This is a genomic window from Haladaptatus sp. HS23, assembly GCF_056892285.1.
In genome coordinates this window covers 1-14,901 of record NZ_JBXGLH010000036.1, presented here as the reverse complement: position 1 = coordinate 14,901, position 14,901 = coordinate 1, and the positions used below count along the sequence as shown (strand labels likewise).

14 protein-coding genes are annotated in these 14,901 nt (G+C 53.8%); 8 read left to right on the top strand and 6 right to left on the bottom strand.

What is annotated here, in order from left to right; translation table 11 throughout:
- Positions 1-236 precede the first annotated feature (236 nt).
- Positions 237-452 (top strand): hypothetical protein, encoded by a 216-nt coding sequence (locus tag AC1XDK_RS30360; RefSeq protein WP_483353762.1) that lies wholly within the window; start codon positions 237-239, stop codon positions 450-452.
- Positions 453-503: 51 nt separating this feature from the next.
- On the opposite strand, the gene AC1XDK_RS30355 is transcribed toward AC1XDK_RS30360, so the two are convergent.
- On the bottom strand, positions 504-800 hold the full coding sequence (locus AC1XDK_RS30355) for a hypothetical protein (protein ID WP_483353761.1): 297 nt from the start codon (positions 798-800) through the stop codon (positions 504-506).
- 207 nt (positions 801-1,007) lie between these two features.
- Here AC1XDK_RS30355 and AC1XDK_RS30350 point away from each other — a divergent pair, with 207 nt between their 5' ends.
- Positions 1,008-1,412, top strand: a complete 405-nt coding sequence (locus AC1XDK_RS30350; RefSeq protein WP_483353760.1) for a hypothetical protein — start codon at positions 1,008-1,010, stop codon at positions 1,410-1,412.
- Between the two features lie 52 nt (positions 1,413-1,464).
- Positions 1,465-2,646 (top strand): bifunctional sugar-1-phosphate nucleotidylyltransferase/acetyltransferase, encoded by a 1,182-nt coding sequence (gene glmU / locus AC1XDK_RS30345; protein ID WP_483353759.1) that lies wholly within the window; start codon positions 1,465-1,467, stop codon positions 2,644-2,646.
- Between the two features lie 106 nt (positions 2,647-2,752).
- Here the strand turns inward: glmU and AC1XDK_RS30340 are convergent, their stop codons facing one another.
- The 4 genes from AC1XDK_RS30340 to AC1XDK_RS30325 form a co-directional block, all read right to left on the bottom strand.
- Positions 2,753-2,977 carry a DUF7563 family protein gene (locus AC1XDK_RS30340; RefSeq protein WP_483353758.1) on the bottom strand — a complete coding sequence of 75 codons (225 nt, stop codon included), beginning with the start codon at positions 2,975-2,977 and terminating at the stop codon, positions 2,753-2,755.
- 143 nt (positions 2,978-3,120) lie between these two features.
- Positions 3,121-3,258, bottom strand: coding sequence for a DUF7343 domain-containing protein (locus AC1XDK_RS30335; protein WP_483353757.1), 138 nt, complete (start codon positions 3,256-3,258; stop codon positions 3,121-3,123).
- Between the two features lie 385 nt (positions 3,259-3,643).
- On the bottom strand, positions 3,644-4,240 hold the full coding sequence (locus AC1XDK_RS30330; RefSeq protein ID WP_483353756.1) for a DUF7344 domain-containing protein: 597 nt from the start codon (positions 4,238-4,240) through the stop codon (positions 3,644-3,646).
- A 356-nt stretch (positions 4,241-4,596) separates the two neighbouring features.
- Positions 4,597-5,511, bottom strand: coding sequence for a glycosyltransferase family 2 protein (locus tag AC1XDK_RS30325; RefSeq protein ID WP_395286086.1), 915 nt, complete (start codon positions 5,509-5,511; stop codon positions 4,597-4,599).
- 76 nt (positions 5,512-5,587) lie between these two features.
- Here AC1XDK_RS30325 and AC1XDK_RS30320 point away from each other — a divergent pair, with 76 nt between their 5' ends.
- The 4 genes from AC1XDK_RS30320 (at position 5,588) to AC1XDK_RS30305 (ending at position 10,793) form a co-directional block, all read left to right on the top strand.
- Positions 5,588-5,872: a hypothetical protein gene (locus AC1XDK_RS30320; RefSeq protein WP_483353755.1), complete on the top strand. Its 285-nt coding sequence runs from the start codon at positions 5,588-5,590 to the stop codon at positions 5,870-5,872.
- 265 nt (positions 5,873-6,137) lie between these two features.
- Complete coding sequence (locus tag AC1XDK_RS30315) at positions 6,138-7,391, top strand: glycosyltransferase (RefSeq protein ID WP_483353754.1); 1,254 nt, start codon at positions 6,138-6,140, stop codon at positions 7,389-7,391.
- Positions 7,392-7,861: 470 nt separating this feature from the next.
- The gene (locus AC1XDK_RS30310; protein ID WP_483353753.1) at positions 7,862-8,473 is read left to right on the top strand and encodes an alkaline phosphatase family protein; all 612 of its coding nucleotides are present in this window, start codon (positions 7,862-7,864) and stop codon (positions 8,471-8,473) included.
- Positions 8,474-8,564: 91 nt separating this feature from the next.
- Positions 8,565-10,793 (top strand): oligosaccharide flippase family protein, encoded by a 2,229-nt coding sequence (locus AC1XDK_RS30305; protein WP_483353752.1) that lies wholly within the window; start codon positions 8,565-8,567, stop codon positions 10,791-10,793.
- A 643-nt stretch (positions 10,794-11,436) separates the two neighbouring features.
- On the opposite strand, the gene AC1XDK_RS30300 is transcribed toward AC1XDK_RS30305, so the two are convergent.
- Entirely contained in the window at positions 11,437-12,768 is a 1,332-nt protein-coding gene (locus AC1XDK_RS30300; protein ID WP_483353751.1) for a polysaccharide deacetylase family protein, read from the bottom strand.
- A 273-nt stretch (positions 12,769-13,041) separates the two neighbouring features.
- Here AC1XDK_RS30300 and AC1XDK_RS30295 point away from each other — a divergent pair, with 273 nt between their 5' ends.
- Positions 13,042-14,661 carry a right-handed parallel beta-helix repeat-containing protein gene (locus AC1XDK_RS30295; RefSeq protein WP_483353750.1) on the top strand — a complete coding sequence of 540 codons (1,620 nt, stop codon included), beginning with the start codon at positions 13,042-13,044 and terminating at the stop codon, positions 14,659-14,661.
- The last annotated feature ends 240 nt before the right edge of the window (positions 14,662-14,901 follow it).

Here is a 14,901-nt window from a genome sequence, read left to right as displayed (position 1 = left end):
ACTATAATCATCAGCGACCGCATCAATCGCTCGACAATCGAACACCTGTTGAGGAGGAGCTAAACTAGACAGTGCCAGAAAGAGAAAAGTATAGTTAAACAAACATCATTCTCTTCTAGACTGGTTCACAAGAATTCGAAATTTCGTTCAAAGCACTCTTAGCCGCGCCCCGCCGCGGGGGCGCTACCTTCGATCGTTCGTGGGCATTCTGCTCCGAAGACGACCACCCTGACCTCATGGCCGAAGTAACGCGACTCGTCAGCGACCCGGACACAACACACTCCTGTGGCGAATTCGCCCCGAAGATGGGTGAATCGGAGTTCGAAACGGAACTGTCATCCCTCCTCCGTACTGCCCATCGGTCGGGTGTCGGATTCGACCGTGCGTGGACGTTCAGCTGCGCCGATGGTCTCGACGTGATGGTCGAAATCACGCGGCTCGCGGAACGATAACGTCGTCCAACATACGTCCCTCCTCCGAACGGTTCCCCCTTGGAACCCGTTTTACACCGCTTCGATGCCCTGTAGCTCGCCGAGCGGTTGGCGCTCCTCTGCAATCGGTTTCAATCGGTCTACCTGCGGGTCGAGCCACCCGCCGGCCCACTGTGTTTCGACGCGGAGATAATCACCGGCAAACGTCTTCACTAACACGGTGAACCGGTCGCTCGTTCGGTCGATATCGTGGACGCGACAGTCGATATCGACGTCAGCGACGGTAACGCAGAGAGGGTCTTCGATTTCGAGGCCGACGAACGCATCAACCATATTGGAGACCTCGTGGCAGCTTTCGGTCGCACTCATTACACCTCGGTCTTCTCCCTTTAGCCACAAAAAAGGGGAATACGGTTTCACATCGTTCTATTCGTTATTCGACAGCATATAAACCGTCCGAGTCCTTCGTTTTTAGTGATTTTATGTTCATCTAGTTGCAATATATCTGTCCCTATTTAAAGAATGGGAGAACGAAGGTCAAATTCTTTCCCCCGCTCGCCGAAACGTAGGGTAGAGATGGTTCGGGAGTGCCGTGACGGGAGCGGAAGTCGCAGGAGCCAGGTCGGCAACCACGTCGTCAAGGAAGCGGACGGATACCACAGCGATATTCCGGTCCGTATCGACGAGTATCGCCTTCGACGAAACGGCTACGCCGCTATCGAGTGGTCGAACGGGGAGGAGTCGGTGTTCTGTCGTCGGGTCGGAGACCAGTGGCAAGCGCTCGTCGTCCGAGGTGGAACGACCCGGACGCTCCTCGCCGGCTTGGGGTCGAAGAATCGCGTACTGTGGCTCCTCCGCGAATACATGGAGTTCGGGCGTACTTACGGGGAAATGGACGTGTGGTCCGAACTTCCATCCCGCGAGCGCTCGAACCCGTTTCGTGACATTCTTTCGTCAAGCCACTCCTCGCCGCTGCCGTAGACGCGTTGTTAGTCCGTGAATAATTATACGCCTTCTAGCGGAAGGTACTCCCATGCAGGCAATCGTTCTGGCAGCGGGTGAGGGTACACGAATGCGACCGCTTTCCGCATCGTGTCCGAAACCCATGTTGCCGGTTGCAGAGGAACCACTCGTCGCTCATACCGCGCGCGCCGCCGTCGAGGCCGGTGCGGACGAACTCGTTCTCGTCGTCGGCTACGAAGCTGACACGGTTCGGGACTACTTCGGTGCGGAGTACGCTGGAATTCCGGTCAAATACTCGATTCAGCAAGAACAGCGCGGGACCGCGGACGCGGTTCGTGCGGCCCGAGAACACATCGACGGGCCATTCGCCGTCCTCAACGGCGACAACCTCTATGACACCGCGGCCGTGAAGCGTCTCCTCTCGAACGGACCGGGAGTCGGTACGTACCGAGTGGACGACCCCTCGAACTACGGCGTCATCTCGACGGATGGCTCCCGCGCGACCGGCATCGTCGAGAAACCGGACGACCCGCCGACAAACCTCGCCAATACGGGCGCATACGTCTTCCCGGAGGAAGCGCGAGATTGGCTCGACGTGGGGGAAAGCGAACGCGGGGAGTTCGAAATCACGGACGTCGTCGAGCGCGTCATCGAGGAGTACGACGTCACGGCCGTCGAAGTCGAACGATGGCTCGACGTGGGCCGTCCGTGGGAACTCCTCGAAGCGAACGAGTGGAAACTCGGCGAACTGGAACGCGATGTCCGCGGTGACGTGAGCGAAGCGGCCACGCTCGACGGAAACGTCGTCGTCGAGGAAGGTGCAACCGTCAAATCCGGCGTCGTCATCGAGGGTCCGGCGCTCATCCGTTCGGGCACGACGGTCGGGCCGAACGCCTACATCCGTGGTGCGACCTTAGTAGACGAGGGCGCGAAAGTCGGTCACAGCGTCGAAGTCAAAAACAGCGTTCTCTCTCCCGGTGCGACGGTCGGTCATCTCTCCTACGTCGGCGATAGCGTCCTCGGCCGCGACGTGAACTTCGGGGCGGGGACGAACGTGGCGAACCTCCGCCACGACGGCGAATCCGTGATACACACGGTGAAAGGGGACCGAGTTTCCACTGGACGGCGAAAGTTCGGCGTCGTCGTCGGTGACGGGGTGAAAACCGGTATCAACACCAGTCTCTATCCGGGTGTCACTCTCTCGGAGGGCTCGATGACGCTCCCGAACGAGGAGGTCTCTCGCGACAAGTAACGCGTTCGCTGCTGTTTTCTGTACGACTCCGTTTCGGTACTCACCCGCATCGCTCGTGAGTGTGTACCAGATGGGGTATTGTGGGAGGAAAGGAACCTAACGGGCACTACCGCATTTCCTCACGGGCACGGTTTGCTTCCACTGGGTCGTTGGCCCGACCTCTCTTCACTTCGGTTGCAGTCATACATTCGAAACAGCCGTACACTTCGTTTCGGTTGTTCCCGAACACACGTGCGAACTGCGGCGTCACGAACGAACTGCAGTTGTGACACTGCGTATCGGCCATCGTGCTATCGTTGGTGTTCCGGGAACCGCCCATGTCTATCGACATCATTTCTCCATTCTCAGGGTACTACCATTATTATCCATGGATTAATAGATTGAAACTGTACGGAGAATTATCGAACTATTGACTGTTAAAACATATTTCCCTTTCCTATGCCTGGGTTTTTTATTACCGTTCTAACTATATTATTATTCTACATGTAACGGCCACACACTGCTCGATTTCGTTTCTTCGAGGTACACAAGGGTTCCCCGACCGACGCACAAGCGGTTGATGTCACCCCTCTCTTCCAATTGGGAGACTAGCCTACTGACTTTCGACTTCAACCCCCGTTTTTTCCACGATATTGACCTCCATTATCTATCCACAATTATTGGTGAGCAGAGTGAACAAGCGTCCTCAGTGTTGACGATGTTATCAAAATCGTCGTTCTCGGGAAGGACAGGTAGTGGTGTCGTGCAATTTCCAACGGGATCGGATGCAGGTGAGTTAGGCCATTGTATTTCTGATTATCGCACTTTGACAGGATATTCTCGCTACCAGTCACGGCTCTGGGTCCGATCACTTGTTCTACGTAGTGGGCTGTTCAGTTCTGTTGGCATATAGTTCTGTGTCAGGAGAATATGGAACATATAGACATATATTCAGATACACAAACAAGTGATCATCAGACAGCGAACAGAAGTAGTGTCTAACAGTTCCGTATGAAGTCTATCGAAGTGCGAGTTGCGTTGTGGAGATCAGTGCGTACAGACCAACGACGAACGCACCGAGAGCAGTGGTGGAAGCAGTGGCAATGAACGGCAAATTTAGCCACGCAGCAGCGAACGTTACCGCGCTCAACGCGGTTGCCCAGCGGTAGTAGCTAAACCAGCGGTCCTCATCTGACTGTCCATCGGTTTTGACGGTTTCAGTGTCGGTGTCTGTAGCTGTGTCATTCGATGGTCCGAGGTATGGGTCGAACTCGTCCGCCAACTGACCACGTTCGACGATACCACGGCTTTTGTTGTACTCGATGACTCCCTCTTCGTCAAGTTTCGGGAGGTGAGACTGATAGAGAGCGATGTATACGCGTTGGCGCTCGTTTGAAGCGAGGGCCTGAACCGTGGTGTCGTTTTCCCATGCTGCAACCTGCTCAGCGAGGTCACGCATTTCGACGGGCGTATCGTGTTCTTTCAGGTACCGCAATGCATGTCGACGACGTTGCGTCTGGAGAATGTGAAAGATTTTGTCCTTCGTTAGCGTGTTCGTTTCATCTTCGTTCGGCAACGACGAAGATTCAGGGAGAGTTTGCGTCGTAGCGCTCATGATTCTTCGATGAATTCCAAACAGGGATACATCATAAATTAGACGGTCTCTCTCGGATTCTTTCGAGCCGTTGCATTCCGTTCACGTCTTGTGATTATACGATTTGAACAGAGAGAAACGTGTGTGAAATTATATTTCCATACTAAATTTTTTCACATTCTTAGATTTGCGTGTGATTGCCTATCCCCTTACTGCCGATTGAACGATTGTCAGAACCATGAATGATACTATCACTACCATCGTCGATTGGGTCGGTGACAGCAAGCCCATCGGGCCGAGACTGAAGACGCTCCCACTAAAGAGGAGTGTTGAAAGTATCGACAGGGCCAGATAGTAGTGTGCGTATCGCGGTTGTGTCATCCGATGGTTGCTTTGAATCCGTTATATGCGTTCATCAGTAGTCCAGGAAGTTGTCGTGGCTCTGGCCGGCGCGAGTGACGGAGGTACTGAAACCCTGTTCGGAACTGTCCTTCGTTTATATAATGTCGGGCAAGGATATAGTGATGAGCACCCGTTACGTCGATTCCCTGTCGTTCGAGATGTTCTACTTCCTCGGAGAACGTCCGGCGGAAATGTTCGTCTGCCTTGGCGACCGAATCCGCCGGGGGCGACCCGGTTTCGTACCTGAGGAGTAGCGTCTCGTTCACGCAGGCGAGTTTCCCGTGTTTGAGGACGCGAATAAGAAACTCTGGGTCCTGAAAACGGGTAAAGGACTCATCGAAGCCGTCGATTTTGTGGACGATGTCGCTCCGTACGATGAGCGTCGACCCCGCACTCGTGTGGAGGTCATCGCTCAGCGTCGGTCCGATGAGTTCCTTTCCACCTTCCGCGCCTTCGGTCTTGTTCCGACGCGAAATGAGCTGTGTCACGGCTTTCACAAGCGGGTTCTGACCGTCTGGATGAACGGTTTCTGCCTTACAGTAGGCGGCAACCCACTCGTCGGAGCGCAGTTCGAGCGTGAGAACCTGCTTTTCGAGTTTCGTGGGAAGCCACACATCGTCCGAATCGAGAAATGCGATATATTTCCCTTCAGCTCGTTCGATGCCGGTGTTTCGCGCGGCACTCGCACCTTGATTTGCCTCATGTTGGACAAATTGGATTCTGTCGTCGTTGTAGGAAGTGACGACATCCGCGGTGTCGTCCTGCGAGGCGTCGTCCACGATAATGAGTTCCAACTCTTCCAACGTTTGCGAGAGGACGCTCTCGATGGTTCGAGAGATGGCGTCTGCACGGTTGTACGTCGGGACGATGACGCTGACTGTCGGTGCCATTCGTTGTTCAAACATGTGTGTTCTCCATGCTTTATTATCGACCTACTAATCGTGGAGGGCCGCGAGCAGAACAGGTATGACCAACAAAAGCACCAGCGACGCCACTATAGGTCGGACGGATCAACCCACCCTAGAACTTCCCGGCCTCGACGAACGCGACCACGGCTATCCCAACGGCGTAGACTACTTCGATCTCGCTCGTGTCCAGACCACGGCAACGTGTTCGTTGAAGTTGATGGTGCGTTCACTGATAATCCACATGGTGACGGTGGCAGCACCAATCGCTAGAAGTATTCCGGTAGTGACCACGTTGAAGATACTGGAAGCTATTCCCGCCACCACAGACCAAACCCTACAATGAACACCATGGCACCGAGTTCCAAGGCAAGTGGGAGCGGCGACACACCAAGTTACTCTTCTCTCTACGTTCAGCCAGTCGATTCCACCGGTAATATGAATGGAGAAATGTCTCATTGTAGGATGATTATAAATTTCCAAAAAGGTAGCAAGCCAATCAGAACAGTCGGTAAGGAACGAATCCATTCTGGATCATGATTGGAAATTTGAACGATTTCCGCGGACTTAGCCACCCGATAATAAACATCGACGAACACCTCCCAATTCACATGTCGAGCGACACGCGTGTCCAAGCCACCGAACCACCGGATTCCGGGGATGTGCCGCGGAACCACGACTTGGACAGACTGGCGGACAAGAACTTGCTCATCGTCTCACACAGCTACAATCACTTTGTCAAAGGACAGGTCGACGTCCTCGCAGATTACTTCGAGGAAGTATACGTCTTCGTGCGTTACAACCGATTTGCGGACATCTCTCGATATATCCCTGTTGATTACGCAAAACCGTTCAGCAAAGACGCAAAAATAAACGAGGAAGAGAAACCAGACAATGTGACGGTTGTTAGCACGCCGCTATTGTACCTTCCTCTCGACCTCCACCGTCGATTCCTCGGCGACCAGCACGCACGGAAGGTGAAGAAATACCTCGACGACATACCCATCGAATTCGACGTGGTTCACGCCCATCTGACGTGGACCGCCGGATACGTTGCGCGCGTCCTCCAGCGTGACCTCGGGATTCCGTTTGTTCTCACGGTCCACGAGAACCACGATCTATTCATGGACCAACTCGAATCCTCGAACGACAAAATCGACCGAACGTGGGCGTCTGCCGACGCCATTATTCGTGTCAATCGACAGGATCAGGATTCACTCCGACGGTTCAACGACGACGTGTTTTATATCCCGAATGGGTTCAGCCAAGACCGTCTCCGACGCGTCCCACAGCCAGAAGCGAAAGCGAAAGTCGGCATCGCAGACGACACGCATCTCCTCTTCGCGCTCGGTCATCTGAAAGAGCGCAAGGGATTCCAGCATCTCATTGACGTGGTTCCGGAGGTTATCGAACGGGAGGGCGACGTCGTCTGTGCTATTGGTGGTCACGGCGGGATGCGCTCGGAGCTCGAAGAGAAAATCAAGGAGTTGGGGTTGGAAGATGACGTTCAACTGCTAGGTTACATTTCGAACGACGACCTCAGATACTGGATGAGCGCGTGTGATGCGTTCGTCCTCCCAAGTTACAGTGAAAGTTTCGGTCTCGTGCAGTTGGAAGCGATGGCGTGCGGATCACCTGTTGTCTCGACGATAAACGGTGGCAGCGAAGAGGTTGTGACCTCCGAAGACCACGGGTTTCTTGTTGATAGTCCAGAGGACCACAACGCGCTTTCGGACGCGGTAGTTCGTGCGCTTCGAAAGGACTGGGATCGTGACGGTATTGAGGTACATGCGGAGCAATTCACGTGGGAACGGGTCTGCGTAGATATCGCACATCTCCACGCAAACGTGTTAGGTTTAAAGTGAGAACCTGCCCGAACTCGGTTGACGATTTTGGCGAACGATACCCACATTAAATAGACCTAGACCGTGGACGGAGTCCATAGCAATAGTAACGAGGTAAGTGACTGTAGTGCCTGGTTTGACCGGGAGGTATCTTAAGGTCCGGATAATAATATAGACACAAACCAACCGTCCGGTACATGAATATCACGGAGACGATGCGGCGTGTCCGACGTGGCATCCGGGAGCCACATCTTGTTACCCGGGAGTTGAACAAGTACTTTTATCAGCGCAAAGAGCCGAGTCATGACGCCATCGAGTTTTTTGACGAGGACTGGGACAATCTCATAATTCTCGACGCATGCCGGTACGACACCTTCAAAAAGTGCAATACACTTCCCGGTGAGCTTCAACCACGACAAACCAAGTCGAGTTCAACACCGGATTTTCTGGAGACTTACTTTGACGGTGCTGATCTTCGCGATACCGTCTATGTGACCGCGAACCCCCAGCTCTACCGAAAACGCGACCGGATTGACGTCCAACTCCACGAAGTCATCAACATCTGGCAGAGCGAGGGCTGGGACGACGAATTCCGAACAGTTCGTCCTGAAACGGTTGTCGAAGTCGCGAAGAAGGCCGCAGAAGAGTATCCGGACAAGCGCATTCTCGTCCACTTCATTCAACCTCACTATCCATTCATCGGACCAACGGGGAAGGAACACCTCGACCTCGATTCGCTTGACTTCTGGAACCGTGTGATGGCAGGTGAGGTCGACGTTCCTGTCAGCGTACTCTACAAGGCCTATGAAGAGAACGTGGAGTTGGTGTTGCCGCACGCAGAGGAGCTGCTCTCAGTGCTCCAAGGAAAGACTGTCGTGACCGCAGACCACGGCGAAGCGTTCGGCGAACGTGCACGGCCGATTCCAATGGCGGAGTACGGCCACCCCAATAATATCTACATCCCAGAACTGACGACGGTTCCATGGCTTGTCCACCAGAACGGTGCGCGGCGAGACATTACGATGGGTGATGAGGGAGAAAGCATGGAAGAGGATGTGTCGATCGACGTCGAGCAACGATTACAGGACCTCGGATACGCCTAAAACCGATACTATCAGATCCATAATAAAGTCCCGTTAACAAGATTGTGTTACTAGATACAAGAATGACGAGCACTGTATTAGGAGGGCTCTTGTGCAACGAAGCATTCTGAGCGGCGTCCTCTCGGTTGCCGGGACCAAAGTTCTCACACTCGTCATCGGTATCATGACAACGCCAATTCTGTATCGGTTGCTCGGACCGACCGGAATCGGCGTCTACACCACCGTCCTCTCGGTATTCTCTCTGTTCATGATACTCGTTAGCTCCGGCATCTCGGACGGCGTTCGGAAGTTCATCGCCGAGGAACACGAGATGGACTGTTGGGAAGAGTACGTCGTCGGCTTTTACTTCCGACTTGCACTCTTGCTTGCAATCATAGGAGCAATAGTACTCGCACTCGCAACGTGGTCCGGTGTCGTCGGAGCAATTTTCGGTCAGGAGTACGAAATATACTTCTACCTCCTCATCGTGATGACAATTGCGAGCCAGTTCCAAGCCTACACTCGCCGAACGTTGATGGGGTTCGGGTTGGAGCGCTACTCGGAACCGCTGAAAGTCGTGCAGCGCGTGACATTCATCGTCGTTGCCTTGCCACTGGTATACTATATGCGCCACCGCGGTATGCTTGAAATAGCGGTCCTCGGAGCGTTGGCGGGGAAGATCGCCGCGGCAACGATGGTAGCAGCTATTGGGTTCGCTCTTATCATCAAGAGAACGTCATTAAGGAGTTTCTTTCGCCCGACACCGAAGGACTTTCCCAGACGACGGATGTTGGCATTTAACTCGTTATCTATCGTTCTCATTCTGCTCCTCATGTCGCTGTACCATGTTGACATCCTGATGCTCCAGTTGATGTCGGGGAGCAACGAGCAGGTTGGATACTACCGTGCCGCGCTGAAACTTGCGGAGTTCCTCTGGTTCATCCCGATGGCACTCCAGACGGTGTTCGTCCACTCCATGTCAGAACTGTGGTCGAATGGCAAAACCAAACGTATCTCCAAATTGGCAGCGCAAACAACCCGCTACACGTTCCTCCTGACCGGTGTGATGGGGTTGGGATTAGCGGCGCTTGCGAACATTGCCGTTCCGATTTACTTCGGATCAGAGTACATGCCCGCGGTCATGCCACTACTCCTGTTGCTACCAGGGTCGCTCGGATTCGCGGTCGCTCGCCCGATACTCGCCATCTCGCAGGGGAAAGGTGATCTGAAGTTCCCAATAATCGCAACGGGGACCGCAGCGGGCATGAACTTCGTACTGAACTTTCTGCTCATCCCACGATTCGGAATGGAGGGAGCGGCCGTCTCAACGAGTATCGGTTACGGGTCGATGTTCGTCTTCCACCTCTGGAGCGCCAGAAAGGTCGGGTTCAACCCGCTATCGGATGCCCGCCTCGGACGGGTCATAGGCACGACGATACTCTCCGCACCACCCATCTTCGTCCTCGCTCACCTTCTAAATGTGCATCCCCTCATCGCGGGGTTCCACGTCCCACTCGCGCTCATTTTGGTCCCGCCACTTGGCCTCGGCGTTTTCACCTTCTTTGCGTTTGCGACGGGTGCGCTCGGCTTCGGAGAAGTCTCCGAAACGCTATCCTCATTTCCCAAACCGTTCGATTCGCCGGCCGAACTACTCCCAACCAAAATGAAAGAAACCAAGATAACACCTGACTCGATGCAGAAGATGATGGTTGTCGCTGGTATCCTGCTGTTCGTCTCGGGAATCGGATACGCGTTCCTTGCCCCGGGTATCGGCGGACTCAGTGGAAACCCAGGATCGTCGATTAACGACACGCAAACAATTACGGGGACGACAGTAACCGAAACAACGCACGGCACGACGCCGACTAAATCCGAGACCGCTGAAGAGCCGACAGAGTCCACAACGAAAGAGACGAAAACACCGACTACGACGAGCTCGAAGACGAATCCACCACCAGAAACCACAAAGACGACGACACCGCCATCGACCACAACGTCGGCTACGACGAGTACTACAACGACCACCAGCCCGCCACCGCAGACGACGAGTACGAGTCCACCTCCGTCTACGACGACGACCTCGTCAACGACCCCAACTACGACGACATCGACCACCACAACAACCAAACCCACAACTACGACGCCCTCAACAACGACGACAGCCTCCACGATTGAAACCCAACCTACGACGACAACGAGTTCAGTCGGATCAGCCGCGGCAAGTACGACGACAACGACTACGTCGAACATCGGAGGTACGTTGAATATGAATACCACATCCAACACGGGAACAACGTCGAATACAGGAACCGCGACGACAAATTCCACGGCGTCACTATAAGCACCATAGGGGGTACTCGGACCATCAGCCAGAACTTGGACGCATAGCGTGGACAGCAAGGGAAGAGTTCTTGGGGGAACATCAACTAGCGCAGGGAGAAGTCCCTTTTACGCCTAGCGTACACAGAATCACGTACTCGAACCCACAACGAACAGGCCGGTTCGGGGCGTGTTTACATGTTCGTCACAAGTACAAGTCTATCCTGGTGTATCGGCCCGCTGGTAACACGTTCATGAGTCCACCGTTGTCATAACCACCTTATTCGATGGAATCAGGTACTTACAGACGAGCAAGGATCTGTGGAGAAGGCTGACCACGATAGCTGGTTTCGAGACCTGCATTTACGTAGAAGTTGTCATCCGACACATAGACCCGTTTCCTAAGAAACAACATTGGATTTGAACGGTATGAGAAACCATAGACTCAGGCGAGGAAATCACGGCAGAAAGGCTAACCAGCACACGAAACGGTCGGGCCAGAAACGGCAGGAAAGAACTGACAGGGTCACGTCAATGCAGTGGACTCACAGCGGATCAGTAAACCAAAATCCTGCACCGCAATCTCGGTGGGTGAGCAGAAGAGACGCACGAGAGTCGCGTGGGGACGGACGAAGGAAGCGAATGACAGGCGTTGTCGTCCGAGGTTAGATGAGCATACCCTTGTCTTTCAAATCGGTGAGGGTGACCACTTCGACGTTCTGGTTCTTGATGTACTTCAGGATGTTCTCGAACTTCTTTTCAGGAATTCCGTCCTGTCCACCGATCTTGTGGAACAGGAGCGGCGACAGCTGTTTATACCGGGCAGCGTGGTCGATCTTCTGTTTGACGCTCTTGAGATCAGACGTTCCCATCCGCGACAGGATGGTGTCCTTCTTGATAGCAGGGACTGCGTTCGGCGACGCCCCGAACGAGAGCGTCACGTCGAAGTATTTCTGTGCGAGGTCGAACGTGTTTGGACCGACCACGTTCTTCGGCACGGCCATGTACTTGTGACCATCGTAGCCGTACCTCTTAAGCCACTGCTGTGACTCTTTCATGAGTTTTTCCTGCTCCGTTTTCGAACGCTCGTTCATCGGCGTCGCCTGCGTGTTCGGGTGGCAGATCATGTCCCACCCGTTCTTTACCATCTTGTTCATCTGCGTCCGGTTGAGGAACCCGTCGTCGAAGACAGCGTCCGTAATGATGGCGTCGACGCCGGAGAAACCGTACTTCTGCATCTTCTTGAACGCTTTCGTGTACTGCGATTCGAGGCCGTCGTCGAACGAAAGCATCACCATTCCCTTCTCTGGTGCAGGCACCGTCTTTAGGTCGTCCACGTAGAACTCAACGGGCCTGTTCGTGTTGGGATCCGTCGAGCGGCCAAGGATGCGGATTTCGTACACCTGCGAGAGGTCAACCTTTTTCGGGTCCATGTCACTGGTGACGCCGAGATTGATACGAACCCACTTTCCTTTTGGTCCATAGAGTGTCCGCTTCATCTCGACGATGTGACCACGGTCTGGCGCATACAGTTGTACGCCAATTTTCACGAAATCATGTGAAGTACATTTGAACGCAAGGGAGAGGTTTTTGTTGCTAAAGTCGGCAGGATTTGAACCGAAGTTGACGCGGTGTATCATCCCCTGCTTCGTCTGTTTGCCCCCAACGACATGAGCGGACTGGGAACCTTCGTACTTCATCTTCGTACTCTTCTTGAGGTTACCCTGCCCATCGACAGCGCTCCACGCACCGAGCTTCTCAAAGCCCTCAAAGGTTTGTGGACCGGACGGTGTCTCATTGTTCCCGCCCTCCGTCGTTGTCTCCTCGCTACCATCGTTGGTAGTGGTGGAGGTGGTAGACGTCCCAGCACTTTCGTTTTCCGTGGTGCTGCTCGTCGTGGAGGTACTCTCTTTACCGGTACCGGCACATCCGGCAAGGCCAGCTATACCGGCCGCGCCGACCGTTGTCAGAAACGTGCGTCGTGTCTGTCGTCTCATCGCTACCATATCTAAACAGACATAGGTATTTTCTTATATGGCGCTTAAGAGCACAATGCCAACGATTGTGTATGTGGGAAATCAGGAGTCAAAATATCGTTTACAACGTTTCCAACAGAGGGAAAACGAGGAGGAAATGAACTAGGCACCCGATAATTAATATGTGGGGTTGTATGGGATGTTTTGATGGCGTCAGACAAGCAAAATCGAAGCATTACTAGTCGTAGAACCTATCTTAAACTCACTGGATCAATCATAGCATCGGCCTCGATTATGGGGTCGGCCGCTGGGGACAAGTCCGATTATGAAGATCAATACGAGACGGTTATTGACATTACAGAGGTCGGTGCGGATGACGACGGAAACGAGTCAATAACGCCCGTACTACAAAAACACGCGGACGACAACACGCTGCTCTATTTCCCGCCCGGACGATATTACATGGACGACCAGTTCCGTTTTACCGGGTTCAACAATTTCGGGATGGTAGGAGACGACGCGGAACTCGTTCCTGCAAGCTACCACGACTTCGACGAGGGTGGGGACGGGAACTACCGTCTCTTCCGAATGGGAGTTGATTACGATCCTGGGAAAGACCTCCGGATCGAGGGATTCACCGTCGACCAGAGCGCAGACAACACGGGTATTCGTGTCATCGAAGCTGCAGTCGACGACGGCCTCGTGGTTCGAGACATAGAAATCGTCGGGCAACACGACAGCGGAACGTGGGGTCCAGGACGATTCGTCATCACCGACTCTGACGGTGAGGGGCTTGTCGAGAACTTCAGCGCATCCGACGGTGCTGCGTGGGAGGGGAATGCACCAAGTGATGCACTGTGGCGTGGTCCGACTGGAATTATCTCGAACAACAACAAAGGGGTGCTGACTTTCCGCGACTGTAGTCTCGGAAGTTTCCCGGACAACGGCCTGTACGCTGCACACGGATCCGGTTCGGTTCAGATTGAGGGTGGCCGCTTCGAGGATAGTATGGGTGCGAACGTCCGACTTGGTGGCAATGGCAGTTACATTGAAGACGCGACCATCATCGTTAATAAACAGGATTCCCACGGTATCGCCCAACGTGGTATTCGCTTAGAAGATGGAACCGACCTCGTTGTACGGAACGTTGATATCCAGACGAACATCGAAATGAGCCCCGCTATCTGGATAACGAATGGTGCGGACGACACAACCGTCGTCGACTCGACCATCACAACTCGAGCTGATGGCCCAGGGACAGCAATCTCTATTCGGGGGGCATCGGGTCAAGTGAATATCAAGCAGACTACCGTTGACCACGAGACCGACGGTGGACCAGCCATCAAAATCAAGGAAGGTGACAAGCCTGCTACCCTTGAGAACGTCACCGTTGTCGGAAACGCACCAACCAATGGCACCCGGAGTGCAATCCAGAACGATCGCAACAACTCCGAGTTCCGTAATATCAAGGTTGATCACGGCGGTGGAGAGGGTCGACGTGCACTGATGAACACGGCGAGCAACGTTGTGATCTACGAAGGCGATTATGTCTCTGAAGACAATGCAATCGTGGAGAGCGGTACTGGGACGTTGATCGAGAGCGTCTCAGCACTCGCACGCAGTGGCAATGAAGGGCTCCGCATCACGGACGACGCCGAAGACGTTACTGTCACAGATTCTCACATCGAGAACGGTATCGACGATAACAGTTCAGACGGATATGACGGCGGCAATAACAGTTCAGAGTACGACGGTGGCGACGACAACGACGGTGATGCAGGCGACGGTGCCGATGGTAATTCTGGCGATGATTCCGACAGCGATTCAGGTGGCAACAACGACGGCAGTTCAGGCGACGATTCCGACAGCGATTCAGATGACAACTCCAGTGGTAGCGTCTGCAGATTCCGATGATCGAACAACAACTATAAACTACCCCGACCTACTCGCTTCACAGGTTGAGGATAGGTATCTTTGTTCGGTGACACGCTTTGCAGACACGACCGTGTCCGTAAGCACAGTCCCCAGAGGCGTTGATTTGGATCATTCCACACGACGTTGAAAAGACTGTCAAAGTGGCACTGTCTAGATGAGGAAAAACAAGCGATAGCGGTACGATTGGCGAAGTTTCACCTACCGATCGTAGGTGGCTGA

Coding starts and splice junctions, on each gene's coding strand:
- AC1XDK_RS30360 (WP_483353762.1), top strand. CDS start 237: ATGGCCGAAGTAACGCGACTCGTCAGCGACCCGGACACAACACACTCC.
- AC1XDK_RS30355 (WP_483353761.1), bottom strand. CDS start 800: ATGAGTGCGACCGAAAGCTGCCACGAGGTCTCCAATATGGTTGATGCG.
- AC1XDK_RS30350 (WP_483353760.1), top strand. CDS start 1,008: ATGGTTCGGGAGTGCCGTGACGGGAGCGGAAGTCGCAGGAGCCAGGTC.
- glmU (WP_483353759.1), top strand. CDS start 1,465: ATGCAGGCAATCGTTCTGGCAGCGGGTGAGGGTACACGAATGCGACCG.
- AC1XDK_RS30340 (WP_483353758.1), bottom strand. CDS start 2,977: ATGTCGATAGACATGGGCGGTTCCCGGAACACCAACGATAGCACGATG.
- AC1XDK_RS30330 (WP_483353756.1), bottom strand. CDS start 4,240: ATGAGCGCTACGACGCAAACTCTCCCTGAATCTTCGTCGTTGCCGAAC.
- AC1XDK_RS30325 (WP_395286086.1), bottom strand. CDS start 5,511: ATGGCACCGACAGTCAGCGTCATCGTCCCGACGTACAACCGTGCAGAC.
- AC1XDK_RS30320 (WP_483353755.1), top strand. CDS start 5,588: ATGACCAACAAAAGCACCAGCGACGCCACTATAGGTCGGACGGATCAA.
- AC1XDK_RS30315 (WP_483353754.1), top strand. CDS start 6,138: ATGTCGAGCGACACGCGTGTCCAAGCCACCGAACCACCGGATTCCGGG.
- AC1XDK_RS30300 (WP_483353751.1), bottom strand. CDS start 12,768: ATGAGACGACAGACACGACGCACGTTTCTGACAACGGTCGGCGCGGCC.
- AC1XDK_RS30295 (WP_483353750.1), top strand. CDS start 13,042: ATGGGGTCGGCCGCTGGGGACAAGTCCGATTATGAAGATCAATACGAG.